This is a genomic window from Brevibacillus sedimenti (genome assembly GCF_020923495.1).
Classification (GTDB): domain Bacteria; phylum Bacillota; class Bacilli; order Brevibacillales; family Brevibacillaceae; genus Brevibacillus; species Brevibacillus aydinogluensis.
The window spans coordinates 2009571-2026034 of record NZ_CP064048.1 but is presented as its reverse complement, the minus strand read 5'-3'; the positions used below and the strand labels follow the sequence as shown (position 1 = coordinate 2026034).

Annotated in this window: 14 protein-coding genes and 1 pseudogene; all 15 read right to left on the bottom strand. The window is 60.1% G+C overall.

Going from position 1 to position 16464, the window contains the following annotated elements; all coding sequences use genetic code 11:
• Nucleotides 1-618: a succinate dehydrogenase cytochrome b558 subunit gene (locus tag IRT44_RS10005; protein WP_230076611.1), complete on the bottom strand. Its 618-nt coding sequence runs from the start codon at nucleotides 616-618 to the stop codon at nucleotides 1-3.
• The gene (locus IRT44_RS10000) at nucleotides 615-1967 is read right to left on the bottom strand and encodes an MmgE/PrpD family protein (protein WP_230076610.1); all 1353 of its coding nucleotides are present in this window, start codon (nucleotides 1965-1967) and stop codon (nucleotides 615-617) included. The genes IRT44_RS10005 and IRT44_RS10000 overlap by 4 nt, the downstream gene beginning before the upstream one ends.
• Complete coding sequence (locus IRT44_RS09995) at nucleotides 1968-2879, bottom strand: succinate--CoA ligase subunit alpha (RefSeq protein ID WP_230076609.1); 912 nt, start codon at nucleotides 2877-2879, stop codon at nucleotides 1968-1970. It lies immediately after the preceding gene.
• Between the two features lie 25 nt (nucleotides 2880-2904).
• On the bottom strand, nucleotides 2905-4125 hold the full coding sequence (locus tag IRT44_RS09990) for a succinate--CoA ligase subunit beta (protein ID WP_171565819.1): 1221 nt from the start codon (nucleotides 4123-4125) through the stop codon (nucleotides 2905-2907).
• Between the two features lie 104 nt (nucleotides 4126-4229).
• Nucleotides 4230-4895 carry a GntR family transcriptional regulator gene (locus tag IRT44_RS09985; RefSeq protein WP_230076608.1) on the bottom strand — a complete coding sequence of 222 codons (666 nt, stop codon included), beginning with the start codon at nucleotides 4893-4895 and terminating at the stop codon, nucleotides 4230-4232.
• 96 nt (nucleotides 4896-4991) lie between these two features.
• A complete protein-coding gene (locus IRT44_RS09980) occupies nucleotides 4992-6266 on the bottom strand; it encodes a TRAP transporter large permease (protein WP_171565821.1) in 1275 nt (424 codons plus the stop codon).
• Nucleotides 6254-6745, bottom strand: coding sequence for a TRAP transporter small permease (locus IRT44_RS09975; RefSeq protein ID WP_171565822.1), 492 nt, complete (start codon nucleotides 6743-6745; stop codon nucleotides 6254-6256). Before IRT44_RS09975 ends, IRT44_RS09980 begins: the two co-directional genes overlap by 13 nt.
• Nucleotides 6746-6840: 95 nt before the next feature.
• Complete coding sequence (locus tag IRT44_RS09970; RefSeq protein WP_171565823.1) at nucleotides 6841-7863, bottom strand: TRAP transporter substrate-binding protein; 1023 nt, start codon at nucleotides 7861-7863, stop codon at nucleotides 6841-6843.
• Between the two features lie 141 nt (nucleotides 7864-8004).
• The gene (locus tag IRT44_RS09965) at nucleotides 8005-8532 is read right to left on the bottom strand and encodes a MaoC family dehydratase (RefSeq protein ID WP_171565824.1); all 528 of its coding nucleotides are present in this window, start codon (nucleotides 8530-8532) and stop codon (nucleotides 8005-8007) included.
• A 114-nt stretch (nucleotides 8533-8646) separates the two neighbouring features.
• Nucleotides 8647-10116 carry an SLC13 family permease gene (locus IRT44_RS09960; RefSeq protein ID WP_230076607.1) on the bottom strand — a complete coding sequence of 490 codons (1470 nt, stop codon included), beginning with the start codon at nucleotides 10114-10116 and terminating at the stop codon, nucleotides 8647-8649.
• A 212-nt stretch (nucleotides 10117-10328) separates the two neighbouring features.
• Nucleotides 10329-11323 (bottom strand): annotated as a pseudogene (gene pdxA / locus IRT44_RS09955) (4-hydroxythreonine-4-phosphate dehydrogenase PdxA).
• On the bottom strand, nucleotides 11316-12626 hold the full coding sequence (locus IRT44_RS09950; protein WP_230076606.1) for a four-carbon acid sugar kinase family protein: 1311 nt from the start codon (nucleotides 12624-12626) through the stop codon (nucleotides 11316-11318). The pseudogene pdxA and the gene IRT44_RS09950 overlap by 8 nt, the downstream one beginning before the upstream one ends.
• Before the next feature lie 187 nt (nucleotides 12627-12813).
• Nucleotides 12814-13776: a 2-keto-3-deoxygluconate permease gene (locus IRT44_RS09945; protein WP_212132317.1), complete on the bottom strand. Its 963-nt coding sequence runs from the start codon at nucleotides 13774-13776 to the stop codon at nucleotides 12814-12816.
• A 113-nt stretch (nucleotides 13777-13889) separates the two neighbouring features.
• On the bottom strand, nucleotides 13890-15698 hold the full coding sequence (locus IRT44_RS09940) for a sigma-54-dependent Fis family transcriptional regulator (protein WP_230076605.1): 1809 nt from the start codon (nucleotides 15696-15698) through the stop codon (nucleotides 13890-13892).
• A 121-nt stretch (nucleotides 15699-15819) separates the two neighbouring features.
• Nucleotides 15820-16458, bottom strand: a complete 639-nt coding sequence (locus IRT44_RS09935; RefSeq protein ID WP_212132319.1) for a precorrin-2 dehydrogenase/sirohydrochlorin ferrochelatase family protein — start codon at nucleotides 16456-16458, stop codon at nucleotides 15820-15822.
• Nucleotides 16459-16464 lie beyond the last annotated feature (6 nt).

The following is a 16464-nucleotide window of genomic DNA, read 5'->3' as shown; positions in this document are numbered from 1 at the left end:
TTACCAAAATGCGATCAGCGCCCCCACCCCGACGCCGCACAGGCCGGCGAACAAGAGCGTACGCAGGACCGAGGAAATCCGCTGCCCCCGCGGGCCGACGGTGATTCCCCAGGTAATCAAACCGGTCCACAATCCGTTGGAAAAGTGAAACGTGGTGGCGACCACACCCAGCACGTAAAAGGCAAAAATGAACGGGTTTTGCAGATGGGCCTGGACAGCCTCGTAGTTGACGGGCGCATCAAACAGCAGGCTGGAGAGGCGAAACGCCCAAATGTGGTAGAGCACAAACACCAGCGTGATCCCCCCGCTCACCCGCTGCGCGACGAACAGCCAGTTCTGCCGGTAGGCATAGCGGTACGGATTGACTTTCGCCATCATCCCGATGTAGATGCCGTACACCGCGTGATACAAGAGCGGCAGCGCGATGAACAGCACCTCGACGACCGGCAGAAAGGGGATGCCCGACAACGTCTGGACATGCCGGTCGTACGCCTCCTGTCCCATCAAGGCGATGGCGTTGGAGTAGAGGTGTTCCAGCAAAAACAGGCCGAGCGGCACAAGTCCGGTCAGGGAGTGCAGCCGGGCGAGAAGGAAGCGGCGGGTGGACAGTTCGTTCACGACACGCGGCTCCTTTCGTCCCAAAATCGGCCGACGTCCGCGATCGTTTCCAGGTGCAGGATCGTCTCCAGGTAGCTTCGCCTTGTGTCCTCGGGCAAATGGGCGGCCAGGTCGTGGAACTTATCCGTCAATTCCGCAGCCGTCACCGGGTTTTCCGGGTCCCCCTTCGGGTAATCAGCCACGAGGCGCAGCACTTCTCCCGCCACTGTCTCCGCTTCCATGCTGGATCCCCACCGCTCCGGATAAGCGGCATCCACGTCGGGGTCAAGCGTCAGCTCCACCCGCTCCATCAGTGAGCGGACTGCCGGATCGTGCAGCGTCTCCCCGCTGAAGTCGGCCAGTCCCGCCCTGCCCTTGACGAGGGCGAGCGCGACGCAGAACTGCAGGCTGAACTTGGCCGCGTACACGGTCTGCGGGTCGGGATTGTCGGTGATCGCCAGCACCGACCGATAGCCGCCCACCCGGATTCGGCGCAACTCCTCCGTACGGATGCCGGACTGTTGACGCAGCTTGAGGGCGAGATCGACGGCGGGATGGGTATGGCGGCAGGAAGCGTGAATCTTGAATGAATTTTCTGTAATTTTGAAATGCTCCCCCAGCCGGTCGGTAATCCGCGACTCGTCAACGGTTTCCGCCATCGCCCGGAAAAAGCCGCGCTCCCCTTCGAGGATGCGGGAGGGGCCGGTAAACCCTTTTTGCGCCAACAGGGCGGCCAAAAGCCCGTTCATCGCCGCTTTGCCGGTGTGAAGCTGTTTGGACATCGCACCGTCGACGATAAACTCCCACAGTCCCGCCGCCTGCGTCCCCGCATTGCCCAGCGCGTGGACGATCTGCTCCTCGTCCAGTCGAAGCAGGGAGGCCGCTGCCGCTGCTGCGCCAAACGTGCCGCAGGTGGCGGTGTTGTGCCAGAAACGGTAGTGGGACGGGCTGACCGCCTCGCCGACGCGGAAACAGACGTCGTAGCCGACCGCGACCGCCGCGATCAGTTCTTTGCCGCTTCTGTTCAGCCACTCGGCAACGGCCAGCGCCGCCGGGATGACGACGGTGGCGGCGTGAATGATCGACTGCTTGTGGATGTCGTCCAGTTCAACGACGTGAGAGGCGGCTCCGTTGACCAGTGCCGCGTTGGCGACCGACGACCTGCCGCCGGTGACCAACGTCGCCTGTCCGCTCCCCCCCAACTCCCTCGCCAGCTCGTCAATCATCCGCACCGGCGGTTTGGCCGCGCCGGCCAGCGCGGAGCCGAGCCAGTCCAGGATGCACAGTTTGGTGAACGCCACCGTCTCCGCCGGCAGGTCTTCATAGCGGGTCCAGGCGATAAAACCGGCCAGTTGTCTGCTCAGTGACATTTACTTCGCCTCCTTTGCCGCCAATACGGATTGCAGGACCTCGATCAAATCATCGTATCGCTCCACCACGTGGGCCCCCGCCTCCCGCAACTTTTGCGCCTTGCCGGACGGGCGTCCCACTTTGCCGGAGATCAGTGCCCCGGCATGGCCGAACACCGTTCCCTCCGGCATCCGCTCTGTAAACCGCCCGGCGATGAAGGAAATCAGCGGTTTGCGAAAGCCGCCGCTTTTGACGAACTCGGCCGCCTCTTCCTCAAACGTCGTGCCCGGTTCGGAAAACGTCACGACCGCATGCGTATCCGGGTCTCGTTCGAACAATTCCAGCAGGTCGCGGATCGTCGTGCCGATCAGCGCGTCGCCGCCGATGCCCACGCTGGTGCTGACGCCAAATCCGGCCCGCTTTACCATCCACGACGTTTCCGCCGTCATCCCGCCGCTGCGGGAGATCACGCCGACATGCCCCGGCACGAAGCAGCGGTCGGGGTTGTCGCCGCCGATCGAGCCCAGCTTCACCCGGTCTTTCGGGTTGATCATGCCCACCGTGTTGGGGCCGATGATCCGGACGCCGTTCTGCCTGGCGAGGTGAAGCATCTTGACCGTGTCCAGCTGCGGAATGTTCTCCGTCGTCACCACGATCACCTTGATGCCGTTGTCGATCGCTTCCCGCACGGCATCCAGCGCAAAGGCGGGCGGCACGACAACCAGGCTGGTGTCCGCCTGATGGGCGTCAACCGCTTCCCGCACCGTGTTGTACACGGGAACCCCGTGCACGTGCTGCCCCTTTTTCCCCGGCGTCACCCCGGCCACAACGTTGGTGCCGTAATCGAGCGTGTGGCGGGTCACCATCGTCGCTTCCCGCCCGGTGATTCCCTGGATGACAATGCGCGTGCGCTTGTCTATCAAAATGGCCATACTCTCTCCTCCTCGTTTTCCCGTTTTACGCGTACAAGTCCGGATAGGCGGACTGCATACGCGCGATCATCGCAGCTGCCGCTTCGCAAATCGTCACCTCTTCGCCGTAGTACTCCACGCCCGCCTCGGTAAATATCTGTCTGCCCAGCGCGTCGTTGACGCCCGCTTCCCGCACGACGACGGGAAACGTCCGGGGATCGATGCCCATGTCGGCCAACGCGCGTACGATCCCCCGGGCCATTACGTCGATCTGCGTGTTGTTGGTGATGTTGTGGGCGACAAACAGCCCTTTGACGCCGGGCTTGGAGAGGATTCCTCTGGTCAGGCCGTACACTTTTTCTTCCGGGGGATTGCCACCCGTTTCCGAGTAGTTGGCCGGCCGGCCGCCCAGGTCGACCAGCGCGTCAAAGCTGAGCAGGCTGCCCCCGCCGCCGCCGCACATGAAGCCGATATCCCCGCCGTCCATCTCCGTGTAGCGGGCGGTCCCCCGGTAATCGGCGTCATTCACGGCGATCATTCGCTTTTCCAGCTCCGTCAGCGGACGCCACGCCCGTTCGCCGCCCACTTCGACCAGCCCCTCCAGCCCCTTCTGCCGAAACATCGCGGCGTCGTCGACGGCCATCACCGATGCGGCGGCCACCAGCGAGCCCTGTGCGGTGACGGCGAGCGGATTGATCTCCAGCAGTTGGCAGTCGTAGCGGAGAAAAGCGGCGTACAGCCTGGCGAGGACGTCGCTCGCCTGCAGCAGTTCCCTGCCGTTTAAGCCGAGGCGGCTCCACACCTCTCTCGTCTTGTAGTCGGCCAGCCCCGTCAGCGGATCGACGTGCTCGATCACCACCTTGTCGGGATGCTCGGCCACCAGCTCTTCCACCTCCACGCCCCCTTCGGTCGAGGCGATGATCACCGGCAGTTGTTTCTGCTTGTCAATGGTGATGGAGACGTACAGTTCCTTGGCAATCTCCAGCATTTCCTCGACCAGGATCTTGTCGACCGGAAAGTGGCTGACCGTCATGCCCAAGAGTTCCCGGGCCCGCTCTCTCGCTTCTTCCGGCGTCTTTGCAAAGGTGACGGCCCCCGCCTTGCCCCGCTTCCCGACCGGGACCAGCGCTTTCAGCACCACCGGCTTGCCGAATCGTTTGGCGATTGCTTCCGCCTCCGCGGCGGTGTCCGCCACCCAGTGTTCCGGCGTCGGGACGCCAACCTGACGAATCAACCGTTTGCTGTGATGTTCCAAAACCTTTCCCATTACAAGCTCCTCCTCTGGCTCAACTCGGATATTGGATATTGGATCCAATGCAAAGAAAAATTGTGAAGGATTGAAAAAACAATCCCCACACATGTATCGCTCGGTTACTTGTCCTGCGCCAGGTGTTCCTTAAACGCTTCCCCCGTACGCAAGATGTGTTTGCGGATCACTTCGGACAGCCGCTTGGCATCACCTGATTCGATCAGCTCCAGCATCTCCTTGTGCTCGGCCTGCGACCGCTCCATCTGCCCCGGCAGCATGCCGGGCGTGTGCGGCGGAAAGCCGTGCCACAGCATCTCCAGGATCATGTGCGCCCTGCGCCAGCGACATCCCTTGCGGATCAAACGGTGAAATTCGGCGTTTTTCGCGATGAACTGCTCAGCGTCCTCCCGTTTGACGGCCTGCTCCATCTCTTCGACCAACTGCCCAAGCATCCGTTTGTCGTCATCGGTCAGATGGGGCAGGGAGCGTTCCACCGCGATCGCTTCCAACACCGAGCGCAGATAGTAAATCTCTTCGATGTCATCGGATGTCACCGGTGTCACGATGGCTCCCTTGTGCGGCTCCAGCGTGACCAGCCCCTCTTTTTCCAGTTGGCGCAGCGCCTCCCGGACCGGCATCCGGCTGACGCCCATGGCTTCGGCCAGCTCCTCCTGCACGAGCCGTTCCCCCGGCTGAAACTCCCGCCTGAGAATCGCTTCCCTTAGACGGGAGACGACCCGCTCAAGCAGCGTGGAACGGTCATGTAATCGCAAGTGGCTTCGCTTCATGGGTGTATCCTCCTGACAATCGTGTGCTTTTCCCGTACGCCTGTTGGCAACTATCTCCCATTTTTACAGAATCGGCCGCTTCCAGTCAATTCCCGCTCAGTTGGCCATCTGCACCGGCAGCCAGAGCGAGAGCTGCGGCCAGACGACAATGACGACCAGGACGAGGATCATCAGGGCGATAAACGGCATGATCCCCCTGACCACCTCTTCCAGCTTGGCCCTGGCGATGCCGCTGACCACAAACAGGTTCAGGCCGACAGGAGGCGTCACCATCCCCAATTCCATGTTTACGGTCATGATGATTGCAAAGTGAATGACGTCGATCCCCAGCAGCTTCAAAATCGGCAGGAAGATCGGCAGGGTGATCAGGATGATGGAGGTCGGCTCCAGGAACATGCCCATGATGAAGAACAGGATGTTGCACGCGATCAAAAACGTCCATTTGTTGATGTCGCCTTCCATGATCCAGGCGGCGATGTTTTGCGGAACCTGCTCATTGGTCAGGTACAGGCCGAAGACGGTGGCGCCGGCGATGATGAAGAACACCATCGAACTGGTGTTGACCGTCTCCCGCAGGATCGTCCGCGCGTCCTTCCACGTGATCTGGCGGTAGACGAACACGGCGACGAGCAGGGAGTAGACGCAGGCGACCACGGAGGCTTCCGTCGGCGTCGCGATCCCCTTGTAGATGGAGCCGAGGATCAAGAGCGGCAGCAGTGCGGCGGGAAGTGCCCTGACACTCAAGACGAAGCGGTCGTGCCAGCTCGCTTTCGGCAGGCGGCCGAAGTTTTTCCAGCGGGCGTACACGATGGCCACCACCACGAGGACGGCAGTCAGAAACAGTCCCGGCAAAAACCCGGCCATAAACAGCTTGCCGATGGACTCCTCGGCCACCGTTCCGTACACGATCAGCGGAATGGACGGCGGGATGAGAATCCCCAGCGTGCCGGAGGCGGCCACGAGGCCCATCGCGTATCGCTTGCTGTACCCGGCCTCCACCATTCCCGGGATCATGATCGCTCCGATGGCGGCGGCGGTCGCCGGACTGGAACCGGAGATGGCGGCAAAGACCGCACAGGCGAGAACGGTGACGACGGACAGCCCGCCGGAAAAATGGCCCACCCACGCCCTGAGCGCGTCGATCAGCGCTTTGGAGATGCCGCCGCGCGCCATCAGGACGCCGGCGAGAATAAAGCCGGGGATGGCCATCAGCGTGGAAACGTTGAGCGACGAAAAGATTTTTTGCGGCAGCACGTCCAGGTTGAACCCGCTGTCCATGAGCGCGAGCGCGGCCGACACCACCAGCGAGACCGCCACCGGAACCCGCAGGAGCAGCAGCAGAAAAAAGACGAGAAACACTATCCATTCCACTCGATCTTCACCTCTTGTTTCAGGCTGGCCAGCAGGTTGTCAAGGAATCGGTAGCCCAGCATCAGTCCGCTGAGCGGGATCACCAGATAGACGATCCAGAGGAAAATCCCCACATCGGTGGACTGCTGCTGCGTCTTCCAGTAGAGCGCCAGCAGTTTGCCGCCGAAAAAGATGAAACAGAGGCAGAAGAGAACGCCAAGCGCATTGGCAAACACGTTGCACGCCTTCTGGAGGGAGGAAGGCAGGCGGTCGTACAGGACGTCCACCTGGATGTGATGCCCTTCCCTCAAGGCAACCGCCGAGCCGATCAGCGTTCCCCAGACGACGAAGTAGGTGGAAATTTCGTCGACCCACGCTTTCGGGCTGTTAAACAAGTAGCGGCACACCACTCCATAGAAAATCAAGGCAACGCCGATCACGATCAGCGAGCCGGCGAGACAATCTTCAAAAGCGGCATACCGTTCCCGCCATTTGGACATCACTTTCAACCTCCCCGGTTTGGTTGGTTCCCCCAAGGCACCGGTCCCCGGCGGAAACGGTGCCCCGTCTGTTTCTTGAAAGCCGCCCGCGGTCGTTACAGCTGACGGGCGCCGTCGATAAACTCCTTGCCGATCGTCTTTTCAAACTCGCTGTAGAGCGCTTCCATTGCTTTGACGAAGTTTTCCCGTTCCGCTTCGCTGAGATCGATCACCTGCATTTTACCGGAGCCGCGCAGCTTCTCTTCGGAGCCTTTGTCCAACTGGACGGCCAGCTCCCGCTCGTATGCGGTCGCTTCCGCCATCGATTCGTCGAAGGCCTTGCGGATGTCTTCGGGCAGGGCGCTGTACCACTGCTTGTTGGTCAGGACGATGTAGTCGATCCGCCCGTGGTTGGACACCAGCAGGTACTTTTGCACTTCCTCGTACTTCTGCGTGTCGATGTTGTTCCAGGTGTTTTCCTGGCCGTCCACCGTTCCCTGCTGCAGGGCGGTGTAGGTTTCCCCGAACGGAATGGTTGCGGCCCCCGCTCCCAGCGCCTTGAACTGCGCTTCCAGCACCTTGCCCGCCTGCGTGCGGAATTTTTGCCCGTTGAAATCTTCCGGCTTGGCAATCGGTTTGGTGGAGGTGAACACTTTAAACCCGTTTTCCCACATGGCCAGCCCCTGCAGATTTTTGCTTTCCAGGGAATTCATCAGCTTTTTGCCCAGCTCCCCGTCCCAGAATTTGATGACCGCCTCGTGGTTTTTAAAGAGGAACGGCATGTCGACAATCTGGAAGGAAGGGTTGAAGCCGACCAGCTTCGTCGCCGAAGGAGCGATGACATGGACGTTCCCCGCCTGCAGCGCTTCCAGTTCGTCCTTGTCGCCGTACAGTTGGGAAGACGGATATACTTCCACCTTTACCCTGCCGCCGGTCTTTTCCGCCAGCAGTTCGGCGAACCTGTTCGCGGCCTTGCCCTTTGGACTATCAGCCGTGGTGACGTGAGAGAACTTGACGATCAGCGGATTCTCTTTCGTGTAGGCGTTACTGTCCTGCGGCTTGGAACCGCCGCATCCCGCCGCTGTCAGCAGCAGTGCAGCGAGACAGCCTGCCATCCATGCGTGCCAACCTCTTTTCATGCGAAGACCCCCTTTTTTGGTATGGATCGCTTTCCAACCTGACGTTCGTTAATACTGAAAATTCCGAAAAATTTTCGCGGACGACCTGCTTTCCCCGATGTATCCGCTGTCTCCTGCGAACCATCACGATTTGCGCCAAGGCTACTCCTGCTTCAACACCTGATTCCGCACGCGCCGGACCCGTTCGCTGACCGATTCGGGACCGTGACCGCGCTTGTACACCATGAAGGTGCGGGTAAACTGGATGACCACCTCGTCGCGCTGGTTGTAGCCAACCGTTTTCACCTTGACGATGCCGACGTGGGGGCGGGACTTGGACTCCCGCTTCTCCAACACCTCGCTGTACGAGTAGATGGTGTCACCTTCAAAGACGGGGGCGGGAAGCCGCACGTCGTCCCAGCCGAGATTGGCCATCACGTTCTGCGAGACGTCCGCCACCGATTGGCCGGTGACCAGCGCCAGCGTAAACGTGGAGTCCACCAGCGGCCGCCCAAAATCGGTCCTGGCCGCGTACTCGGCGTCAAAGTGGATGGGATTGGTGTTCTGTGTCAGCAGGGTGAACCAGATGTTGTCCGTCTGCGTCACGGTCCGGCCGAGCGGATGGGGATACACGTCCCCCACCTCGAAATCCTCGTAAAACCGCCCTGTCCATCCTTCCTGTATGCTCATGGCTCCTCCTCTCTCCAGACTTAATGGATATTGGATCCAATTCTTATGATCATGATAGTATTCCCATCAAACCCTTGTCAATCCTTTTATTAAAGCGCTTTCATTAAAAAACGGCTACATGTAGCCAAGCCAGGACCACCAGGTTACGGCCATCAGATAGGTGATCGCCGTCGTCGCCAGCGTCAGCCAGAAACCGGGCTTGAAGAAATCCTGCTGCGTCACCCAGCCGGTCCCGTGCACCATCACGCCCGGGATCGTCTCCACCACCAGGATGAAGCCGAACAGACACGTCAGCCCCGCGACAAACGCCAGCAGCAGGGCGGGCGCACTCTGCGCCTGAACGGACAGCGCCATCACCACCGGAACCGTCGCGATGACAGCCGTGGACACGTTGGACGTCACCTTGTGAATCAGCTGGGTCAGAATCGTCACCGTCAGGACCGCCAACGCCGGATTGGAAAAGAGGTACAGCGTGAGGTCGTTCTCCATCCATCTGGACAAGTAGTCCGTCACCCCCGTCTCGTAGAGCGCCCTGCCCAGCGAAAGCGTAACTCCCAGCATGATCAAGGGGGCAAATTGGATGTCGAGAATTTTGTCCCAGTCGGCCACCTTGATGCCGGGCCAGGCCATCAGCACGGCACCGATCAGTGCCGGAATCACAGGAGGCCAACCGTGGATGCCTTCCAGCGCCCACATTGCGCAGACGGCGCAGAGAATGGCCAGGAGCCGTTTTTCCCGCGCAGTCATCGGCCCGAGCTCCGCGATCATCTCCTTCATTTTTGCCTTGAGCCCTGTGGGGATTCCGTCTTTCTCGGGAAAACAGCGGTACAGCACCCACCAGGAGACGGGAACCAGGATCAGCCACATCGGCAGCGCCAGCAGCAGCCAGTCCAGGTAGGTGACGCGCTGCTGCAGGTAGGTGTTGATCAAATCAACGGTGATGACGTTGCCGATCGCCGCCGGCAGCACGGCGGTTCCGCTGATGCCGCAGCCGACCACCACGCCCATCATCCATGTTTTCCCCTGCACATCGCCCGCCTTCACGCCCAGGATGGAAGTGATTGAAAACACGATCGGCAGCAGCATGGCGGTGCGAACCGCAGCCGCCGGGATGAAGAAGGCCATCACCTGCGGGATGAGGATGATGCCGGCGAGGACACCGCCCTTCTTTTCCCCGAACCAATACAGCAGCTGGAACGCCAACCGCTTGCCAAGCGGGGTCTGCTCCACCGCGCTGGCGATCATCATGCCCGCCACGATGAGGAATATGGCCGGCGAGGCGAAGCCGGACAGGATCAAATCGGTGGAAACCGCCCCCGCCATGGGCAAAGCAAATAAGACGATCACGGCCGTCATGGAAAACGGAATCGGCTCCAGCACCCACAAGACGATGACCGCGAGCGTAATCGCCAGCGTCACCCGCGGCGCGTACTCCATGTAGTCCCATAGGCCAACGTACACGAGGAGGAAGGCCAGTGCCGAAAGTGCGAACCAGAGCGGCTTTTTCAGCACGAGCCACATCCCTTTTTTCTTCTGCTGAACCGCGACACGTTCCTTTTCTGTTTGTGGATTAATGGTGGACATAGGTTTTCCCTCGTACGAAAAGGATTTTTCTTTTAGGATATTGTATCCATTTTTAATTGTCTATCTATTTTGATTATTTTCAAAAACGTCCGGGAGATATCAAATCTCCCGGACGTTTCCCTCCGTTCCGTAGCCTGATGACAGTCTGCGAGTGTTGCCTCGGTTCAGGCCAGACCATGCTTCTACAGCAGAGCCGACACCGCGAACGGGCGTTACGCCCGTTTCGGCGCCAGTTCGACCGCCTGACGGATCGCCTCTTTCATGCTCAGCTCGTCAGCCACGCCTTTTCCGGCAATATCGAACGCTGTGCCGTGATCGACACTGGTGCGGATAATCGGAAGTCCGACGGTAATGTTCACCCCGGCTTCCAGGCCGAGCACCTTGACAGGGCCGTGTCCCTGATCGTGATACATCGCGACGACAATGTCGAAGTCTCCCCGCGTCGCGCGGAAAAAGAGGGTGTCAGCCGGGAGCGGTCCCACCACGTCAATGCCCTCCTGCTGCGCCTGCCGCACCGCGGGCACCACTTTTTCCTCTTCTTCACCGTATCCGAACAACCCGTTTTCGCCCGCGTGCGGGTTGATTCCGCAAACGGCTATCTTCGGGGGGAGATCCCCGCCTTCTTCAAGGTCTCATGAGCCATGACGATGACTTTGTAGACCCGCTCCGGCGTAATCATGTTCACCGCATCGATCAGCCCCACGTGGGTCGTCACATGGATCACTCTCAGTTTGGGAGCGGACAGCATCATGGACACATCCTTGGTATTGGTCAGCTCCGCAAGTATTTCCGTGTGACCCGGGTAGATGTGCCCGCCCTTGTGCAGCGCTTCCTTGTTGAGCGGCGCCGTGCAGATGGCGTCGATCTCCCCGGATTTCGCCAGGTCGATCGCCTTTTCCAGGAAGCGAAACGCGGCGTCCCCGGCCTGGGCGGATACCTGTCCAAACGGCAGGTCTTCCGGCAGCAGGTCAAGGTCGAGGCAGTCGATCACGCCGTGTTCGTACTTCGCCGTGCCCGCATCACTGACCCGGCTCACGGACAACCCGGCTCCCGTGATGCGGTTGGCGCGCTCCAACATTTTCGCGTCGCCGATGACAAGCGGCCGGCACATCTGATAGACAGCCGGATCTGCCAGTGCCTTTACAATAATTTCCGGACCGATCCCGGCGGCATCGCCCATCGTAATGCCTACAATCGGTTTACTCATGTTGCCGATCTCCTTTCAAAACATGTAACGCATGAAGCAGCGTGTGCCTGGTGCCAAAAGCTCCCGCCTTCGTAACGACAAACAGCGGATGTGCACCAACGATGCGGCTGAGCGGAATCCCCGGCTCAATCTCGTCCAGGAGCTGAATGCCGCTGACACCCAAGTGGCGGCATACGGCTTTTGCCGTGTCTCCTCCGGTGAGAATCAACCCCTGCAGGTCATGCCGGGCGGCAATGGCTGCGGCGGCGGTGCCCAGCGCATCCGCGATCCGGTTGGAGATGTCCGTGTCCGTCATCCCCCGCGCCTCTCCCAACGCCTTGGCTCCTTTTACATGGGCGGAGGTGGCAAGGGAATAGAACGCCGCATTCCGTCCGCTCTGGACCGCTTCCTCCAGCTCATGGACACACCGCTTTAGTTCCCGCTGCTGCTCGTCCTCCCCTGCCAGCAGGGCGAGGGGATTCAGTTCCACGCAAGCCACGTGCGGCTCTTCGCAAACGCGCCTCACCTGATCCTGTGTCGTTTGCGAGATGCTTCCCGCAACCAGCAGCACCGGTTTTCCGGACGGAGCAATCATCACCTTCGGCCGGAGGCGTCCCGCAAGCCCAAGCGTCACGGGAAGAGCATCGGCCAATCCCGCAGAGCCGGTCCACAAGATTCGTGCCCTGTACCCCGACATGATTGACGCAATCCGCTGCATGTCGCTGTCCGACTCGGCGTCGAAGACCATCACGTCCACGCCGTCCTGCCGCAGTCTGTCCACCTGTGCCCGAACGGCTTCCTCTCCCTCCCGCAGCACTGCCAGCGGGACCAGTCCCGTTTTCCGTTTGGATTGAGAGGCGATCAGCTTGAGGATGTCCGATTCGCTTACCGGGCATTTGGGATCGCGGGCCATCTCCGTCTGGTCGATCGGCGTCCCGTTGAGATAGTGTCTCCCGCCTCTCGTCACACGGCCGATTTTGGGATATGCCGGGGCGACGACGGCGAAATCAAACGAAATCGTGTCCATCACCGCGTCAATTTCCGCCCCAAGATTGCCGCGCAGCGTCGAATCCAGTTTTTTGTAAACATGCTGGAACTCCAGTTCACGAAAATACTGCGCCGCTTGCCTCACCCTGGCGTACGCGTCTGACATCGGGAGGGAGCGGCTGTCCGTATCCATGACCGCGACGTCCGCATCGACGCACTCCGCAGCTGCGTTTTTCCAATCAAAAAGAACGCGTGTCTCCAAGCCCATCCGCGCAAACTGAACGCCTGAATCCGAGGCGCCTGTCAGATCGTCTGCGATGATGCCTATTTTTCTCATGACTGTTGCCTCGCCTTCTGTCCATGTTTCTCCCCTCCCGGGCTGTCTGGCCAAACCGTCCGCACATCATCGGCCGAGCCACAGCGAAATAGCAGGACAGCCAGCCGGGAGCCTTTTTCGTCTGACGATCGAAGCGGAGCGTCCCGAGCCGCCTGCCGCGGGACCCTCCCTTCTTCTCGATAGCTCATCATTGAGCCGTGTTGCTGTTGACGCCGATCCGCTTCGCCCACCAAGCCGTTACGATCGGTGCCAGAATGGCGGTCACGATCACGCAGGAAGCGATCAGCGCCGTTGCCGACGGCACCAATGGTTCGTACACGGGATTGGCGGCAGCTACTGCGGCCGGCACACCCACGGCGTTACCCGCGGTGGTGGCTGCAGCCAAACCGGCAATGCCGTTGCCGCCGGTCAATTTGTCTGCGGCAAAAAGCACGATGCCGGTGATGGCGACCACCGCCACTCCCAACAATACCCCCAGCAGGCCGGCTTTCCACACATTCTGAAGATTCAGACCTGCGCCGAGCGCAAAGGCGAAGAACGGCACCAGTACCGGCACGGCTTTGCCCAGATAGTCGCGCATGTCTTTGTCGAGGTTGCCGAGGATCATGCCGACGACGAGCGGCAAAATGGCGCCGACCAGCGTTTCCCAGGGAAAGGCGGAAAGACCTGCCACACCCAGCGTCACCATCGTCAGGAACGGCCCCGACTCCAGACTCATGATCGAGTACGCCCCGACGTCTTCCTTTTTCCCGAACTGTCCCATCAGGGCCATGTACATGCCGCCATTCGTGTCGTTCATCGCGGCCACGATCGCCAATACGGACACTCCGGCAAAGAATCCGCTTTCAATCATGCCTTCGCCGAGAAATTTCGCTGCGATAAAGCCAAGCACGACAGCCGTCCCCACTTTGGCAGCCAGCAGGGCACCGCCCTTTTTCGCGATATACGGCGTCGCCTTGAAGTCGATGGTCGCGCCCATGCACACATAGAAAACAGCCAGAATCGGGAGTGAGCCGGTCAAAAGCGCGCCTGTAAACGAACCAAACGTCTTCGCCGCCTCGGGAAACACGGTATTGATCACCGCACCGAGCAGCAGCGGAATGATCATCATCCCGCCCGGAATCCGTTCAATGGATGCTTTAATTTTCATGCGCAAGTGCCCCCTTTGATGTCATTGTTTAAAAATGAAACAATAACTATTTGAAATCGTTTTCAATAGTCATTGTAAGACGAATCAAAGGGGAGATTCAATATTCAAACTGTTTATTTTTTCAACACATCTCCTAATTTTCTCCACAGCGTTGTTCGATTGATGCCCAATCGTTTGGCCGCGCGTGATTGATTCATGCCTTCTTCTTTCAGCACGTGCAGCAAAATTTGCCGTTCAATCTCTTCCCAAGTTCCCTCCAAATTCAATTCGCCCAGGGGCAGCCCCGCGTTTCCGGCCCGTGTTTCCGCACTGTACCGCTGCCACGCTTCCTGCCATTCTTCCAGGCCCACATAGTGGCCCTCCGTCAGCAGCAGCATTTCTTCCACGACGTTTTGGAATTCTTTCAGGTTGCCGGGCCAGTCGTATTCGGCGAGCCGTTCAATTACCTCTTCCCTGATGCCGACGATGTGCTTGCCGTACGCCGAATTGTGATGGGCGATGAGCACACGCGCCAATTCTCCTATGTCCTCTACGCGTTCCCGCAGCGGAGGAATGCGCAGTTGGCACTCGGCGAGCTGGTGGAGCAGATGAGAGGAAAAGCCGCCTCGTTTCGCGACCTGTCCGGGCGACAGGGGGGAGGAGGCAATCAGCCGCAGCCGCCCCCCTTTTTGCAGCTCGGCCGCCAACTGATCCTGCAGGCGAACAGGCAGCTTGTCCACTTCCTCCAGGTACAGGGTTCCTCCAGATGCGGTTGCAAGCAAACCTGGTTTTCCTTCCGTTCCGAACAGTTCTTCCGCCAGCCTCTCTTCCTCTGCGGATGAACAGCAGACGGAATAGAATCGGTGCCGGCCTTGTCTGCTCGCTGCGTGGATAGCCTGGGCAAAATGCATGCGGCCGCTGCCCATCTCCCCGGTGAGCCAGACGCTTTTGTTCGTCTGCGCGTATGTCTGGGCCCGCTTTACCGTTTTCGCAATCTCCCGGCTGGACCCGATCACCTGCGCAAACGCAGCCAGCCGCTCCGGCGTCTGTATCTCCCGGAATGGCTGTGGCGGCACGCCCTTGCTATCCTGCAGGTAGAGCATGAAAGCGGACGGCTCCTCCTTTGTGCGGGCAGCAATCCGGATATCGCACAAACGGCCTTGTATCGCCACGTGTTCCGCTGTGACCGTTGTGCCGTCCGGCTGGTCGGCGGAAAGCAGGGACGCAACTGCCGGCGGAATCTCGTCGGCATTGCCCAGCCACGCCTGCGCCGCCGGATTCGCGTACAGGATGTCGCCGTTCGCACGCACCGCCAGCACGCCTGTCGTGTCGTGCTGCAGGAGTTCCTCGTAAAAGCGCGCCTTTTCCAGCCCCTTCATGTAGATATCGTGGACGTACACCAGCTCCGTCAACATCTCCTGGACGGACTCGCGGCCAGACGTGATGAGGATGCCGTGATAACCCATTTCCTGTGCGGTCCTCACCGTGACGACATCGCCCAGTACGATTTGCGCGCCCTGATTGGTCGCACGCTCCAGCGCGCCTCTGACTTCCGACTCATGGTGAACAGGGTAAACGGGTATTTCAAGGTTGAGCAGGCTGGAGACCGTCGCCGCCCCCTGGCAGATTCCCGGGAAGCCGATGATGGCCGGCTTGCTGTTGGAATCCTTGATCAATGTGAGCACACGCAGGATGTCGTATCCGGAGACGGGAATGTCCACGACCGGAATGGACACGTGCTTGCGGATGAGCTGAGCCGTTCCGCCGCGGCTGACAATCGCGTCATACCTTTGCTTCTCGGCCTGCAGCACAATGGGCAGAGCCTCTTCCAGATCGGCGATTTCCACATCCATCTCGATCCGGTCGTCTTCTTTTGCAATGTCCAGCAGCAAATCACGCAAGCCCGGGTACGGCGCGATGCCTTTTACCTTGATTTTCGCCATGTTCTTGCCCCCAATATGTTGCGAAATGAAACAGATATCGCTAAAATTATACAACTTTGGCCGGAAAAAGCAAAAGAACCGGAACACCCGTTGTCCGGGCTTCCGGTTCACGAGATTTCATTCAAGGTTTCCCCAGGGTTCGGAACACCTGCTCCGCTTCCTGATCGCGCCGCTTTGTCTCTCCCGCCGCAGTCAACCGCAGGAAGCGGTCGTCCAGCAGTTCGGCCAGAACGGCCCGGCGCTGTGTCTCGTCCAGTCCGAGCGCGAGCACCCTGTCCCGCATCGCGCCCAAAAAGGCTGTGTATTCTGCGTACTCCGGACCGAACTGCTCCTCCAACTGCCGGCGCAGTTTTTTTGCCAGACCGGGGTTGTGTCCGCCCGTGGATATGGCGATCTGCAAGTCGCCCCGCTCCACCACGGACGGGACGGTAAACGTGCACAAGTCGGGGCGGTCCACAATGTTGACCCACTGGTGCGAGCCGCACGCCCGGTGAACGGCCAGATTGACGCCGGGATCGTCCGTGGCTGCGATCACCACGACCGCGTCCCGCACGTCGTCAGGGTCAAACCGGCGGCGGTGCAGCGTAATGCGCCCCGCTTCCGCCCACGACTGGACTGTCGGCGTGCAGGCGGGACTGACGACCGTGACGACGGCTCCTGTGTTCAGCAGGCCGCCAATCTTTCGCTCCGCCACACGTCCTCCACCGACGACAAGACACTGTTTGTCCCGCAGATTCGCCATCATCGGGTAGAGCCGCACCCTGCC

Bases quoted from the DNA above. Each gene is read 5' to 3' on its own strand.
- IRT44_RS09985 (WP_230076608.1), bottom strand. From the start codon at position 4,895: ATGAAGCGAAGCCACTTGCGATTACATGACCGTTCCACGCTGCTTGAG.
- IRT44_RS09945 (WP_212132317.1), bottom strand. From the start codon at position 13,776: ATGAAAATTAAAGCATCCATTGAACGGATTCCGGGCGGGATGATGATC.
- IRT44_RS10000 (WP_230076610.1), bottom strand. From the start codon at position 1,967: ATGTCACTGAGCAGACAACTGGCCGGTTTTATCGCCTGGACCCGCTAT.
- IRT44_RS09990 (WP_171565819.1), bottom strand. From the start codon at position 4,125: ATGGGAAAGGTTTTGGAACATCACAGCAAACGGTTGATTCGTCAGGTT.
- IRT44_RS09950 (WP_230076606.1), bottom strand. From the start codon at position 12,626: ATGAGAAAAATAGGCATCATCGCAGACGATCTGACAGGCGCCTCGGAT.
- IRT44_RS09960 (WP_230076607.1), bottom strand. From the start codon at position 10,116: ATGTCCACCATTAATCCACAAACAGAAAAGGAACGTGTCGCGGTTCAG.
- IRT44_RS09940 (WP_230076605.1), bottom strand. From the start codon at position 15,698: ATGGCGAAAATCAAGGTAAAAGGCATCGCGCCGTACCCGGGCTTGCGT.
- IRT44_RS09965 (WP_171565824.1), bottom strand. From the start codon at position 8,532: ATGAGCATACAGGAAGGATGGACAGGGCGGTTTTACGAGGATTTCGAG.
- IRT44_RS09970 (WP_171565823.1), bottom strand. From the start codon at position 7,863: ATGAAAAGAGGTTGGCACGCATGGATGGCAGGCTGTCTCGCTGCACTG.
- IRT44_RS09975 (WP_171565822.1), bottom strand. From the start codon at position 6,745: ATGTCCAAATGGCGGGAACGGTATGCCGCTTTTGAAGATTGTCTCGCC.
- IRT44_RS09995 (WP_230076609.1), bottom strand. From the start codon at position 2,879: ATGGCCATTTTGATAGACAAGCGCACGCGCATTGTCATCCAGGGAATC.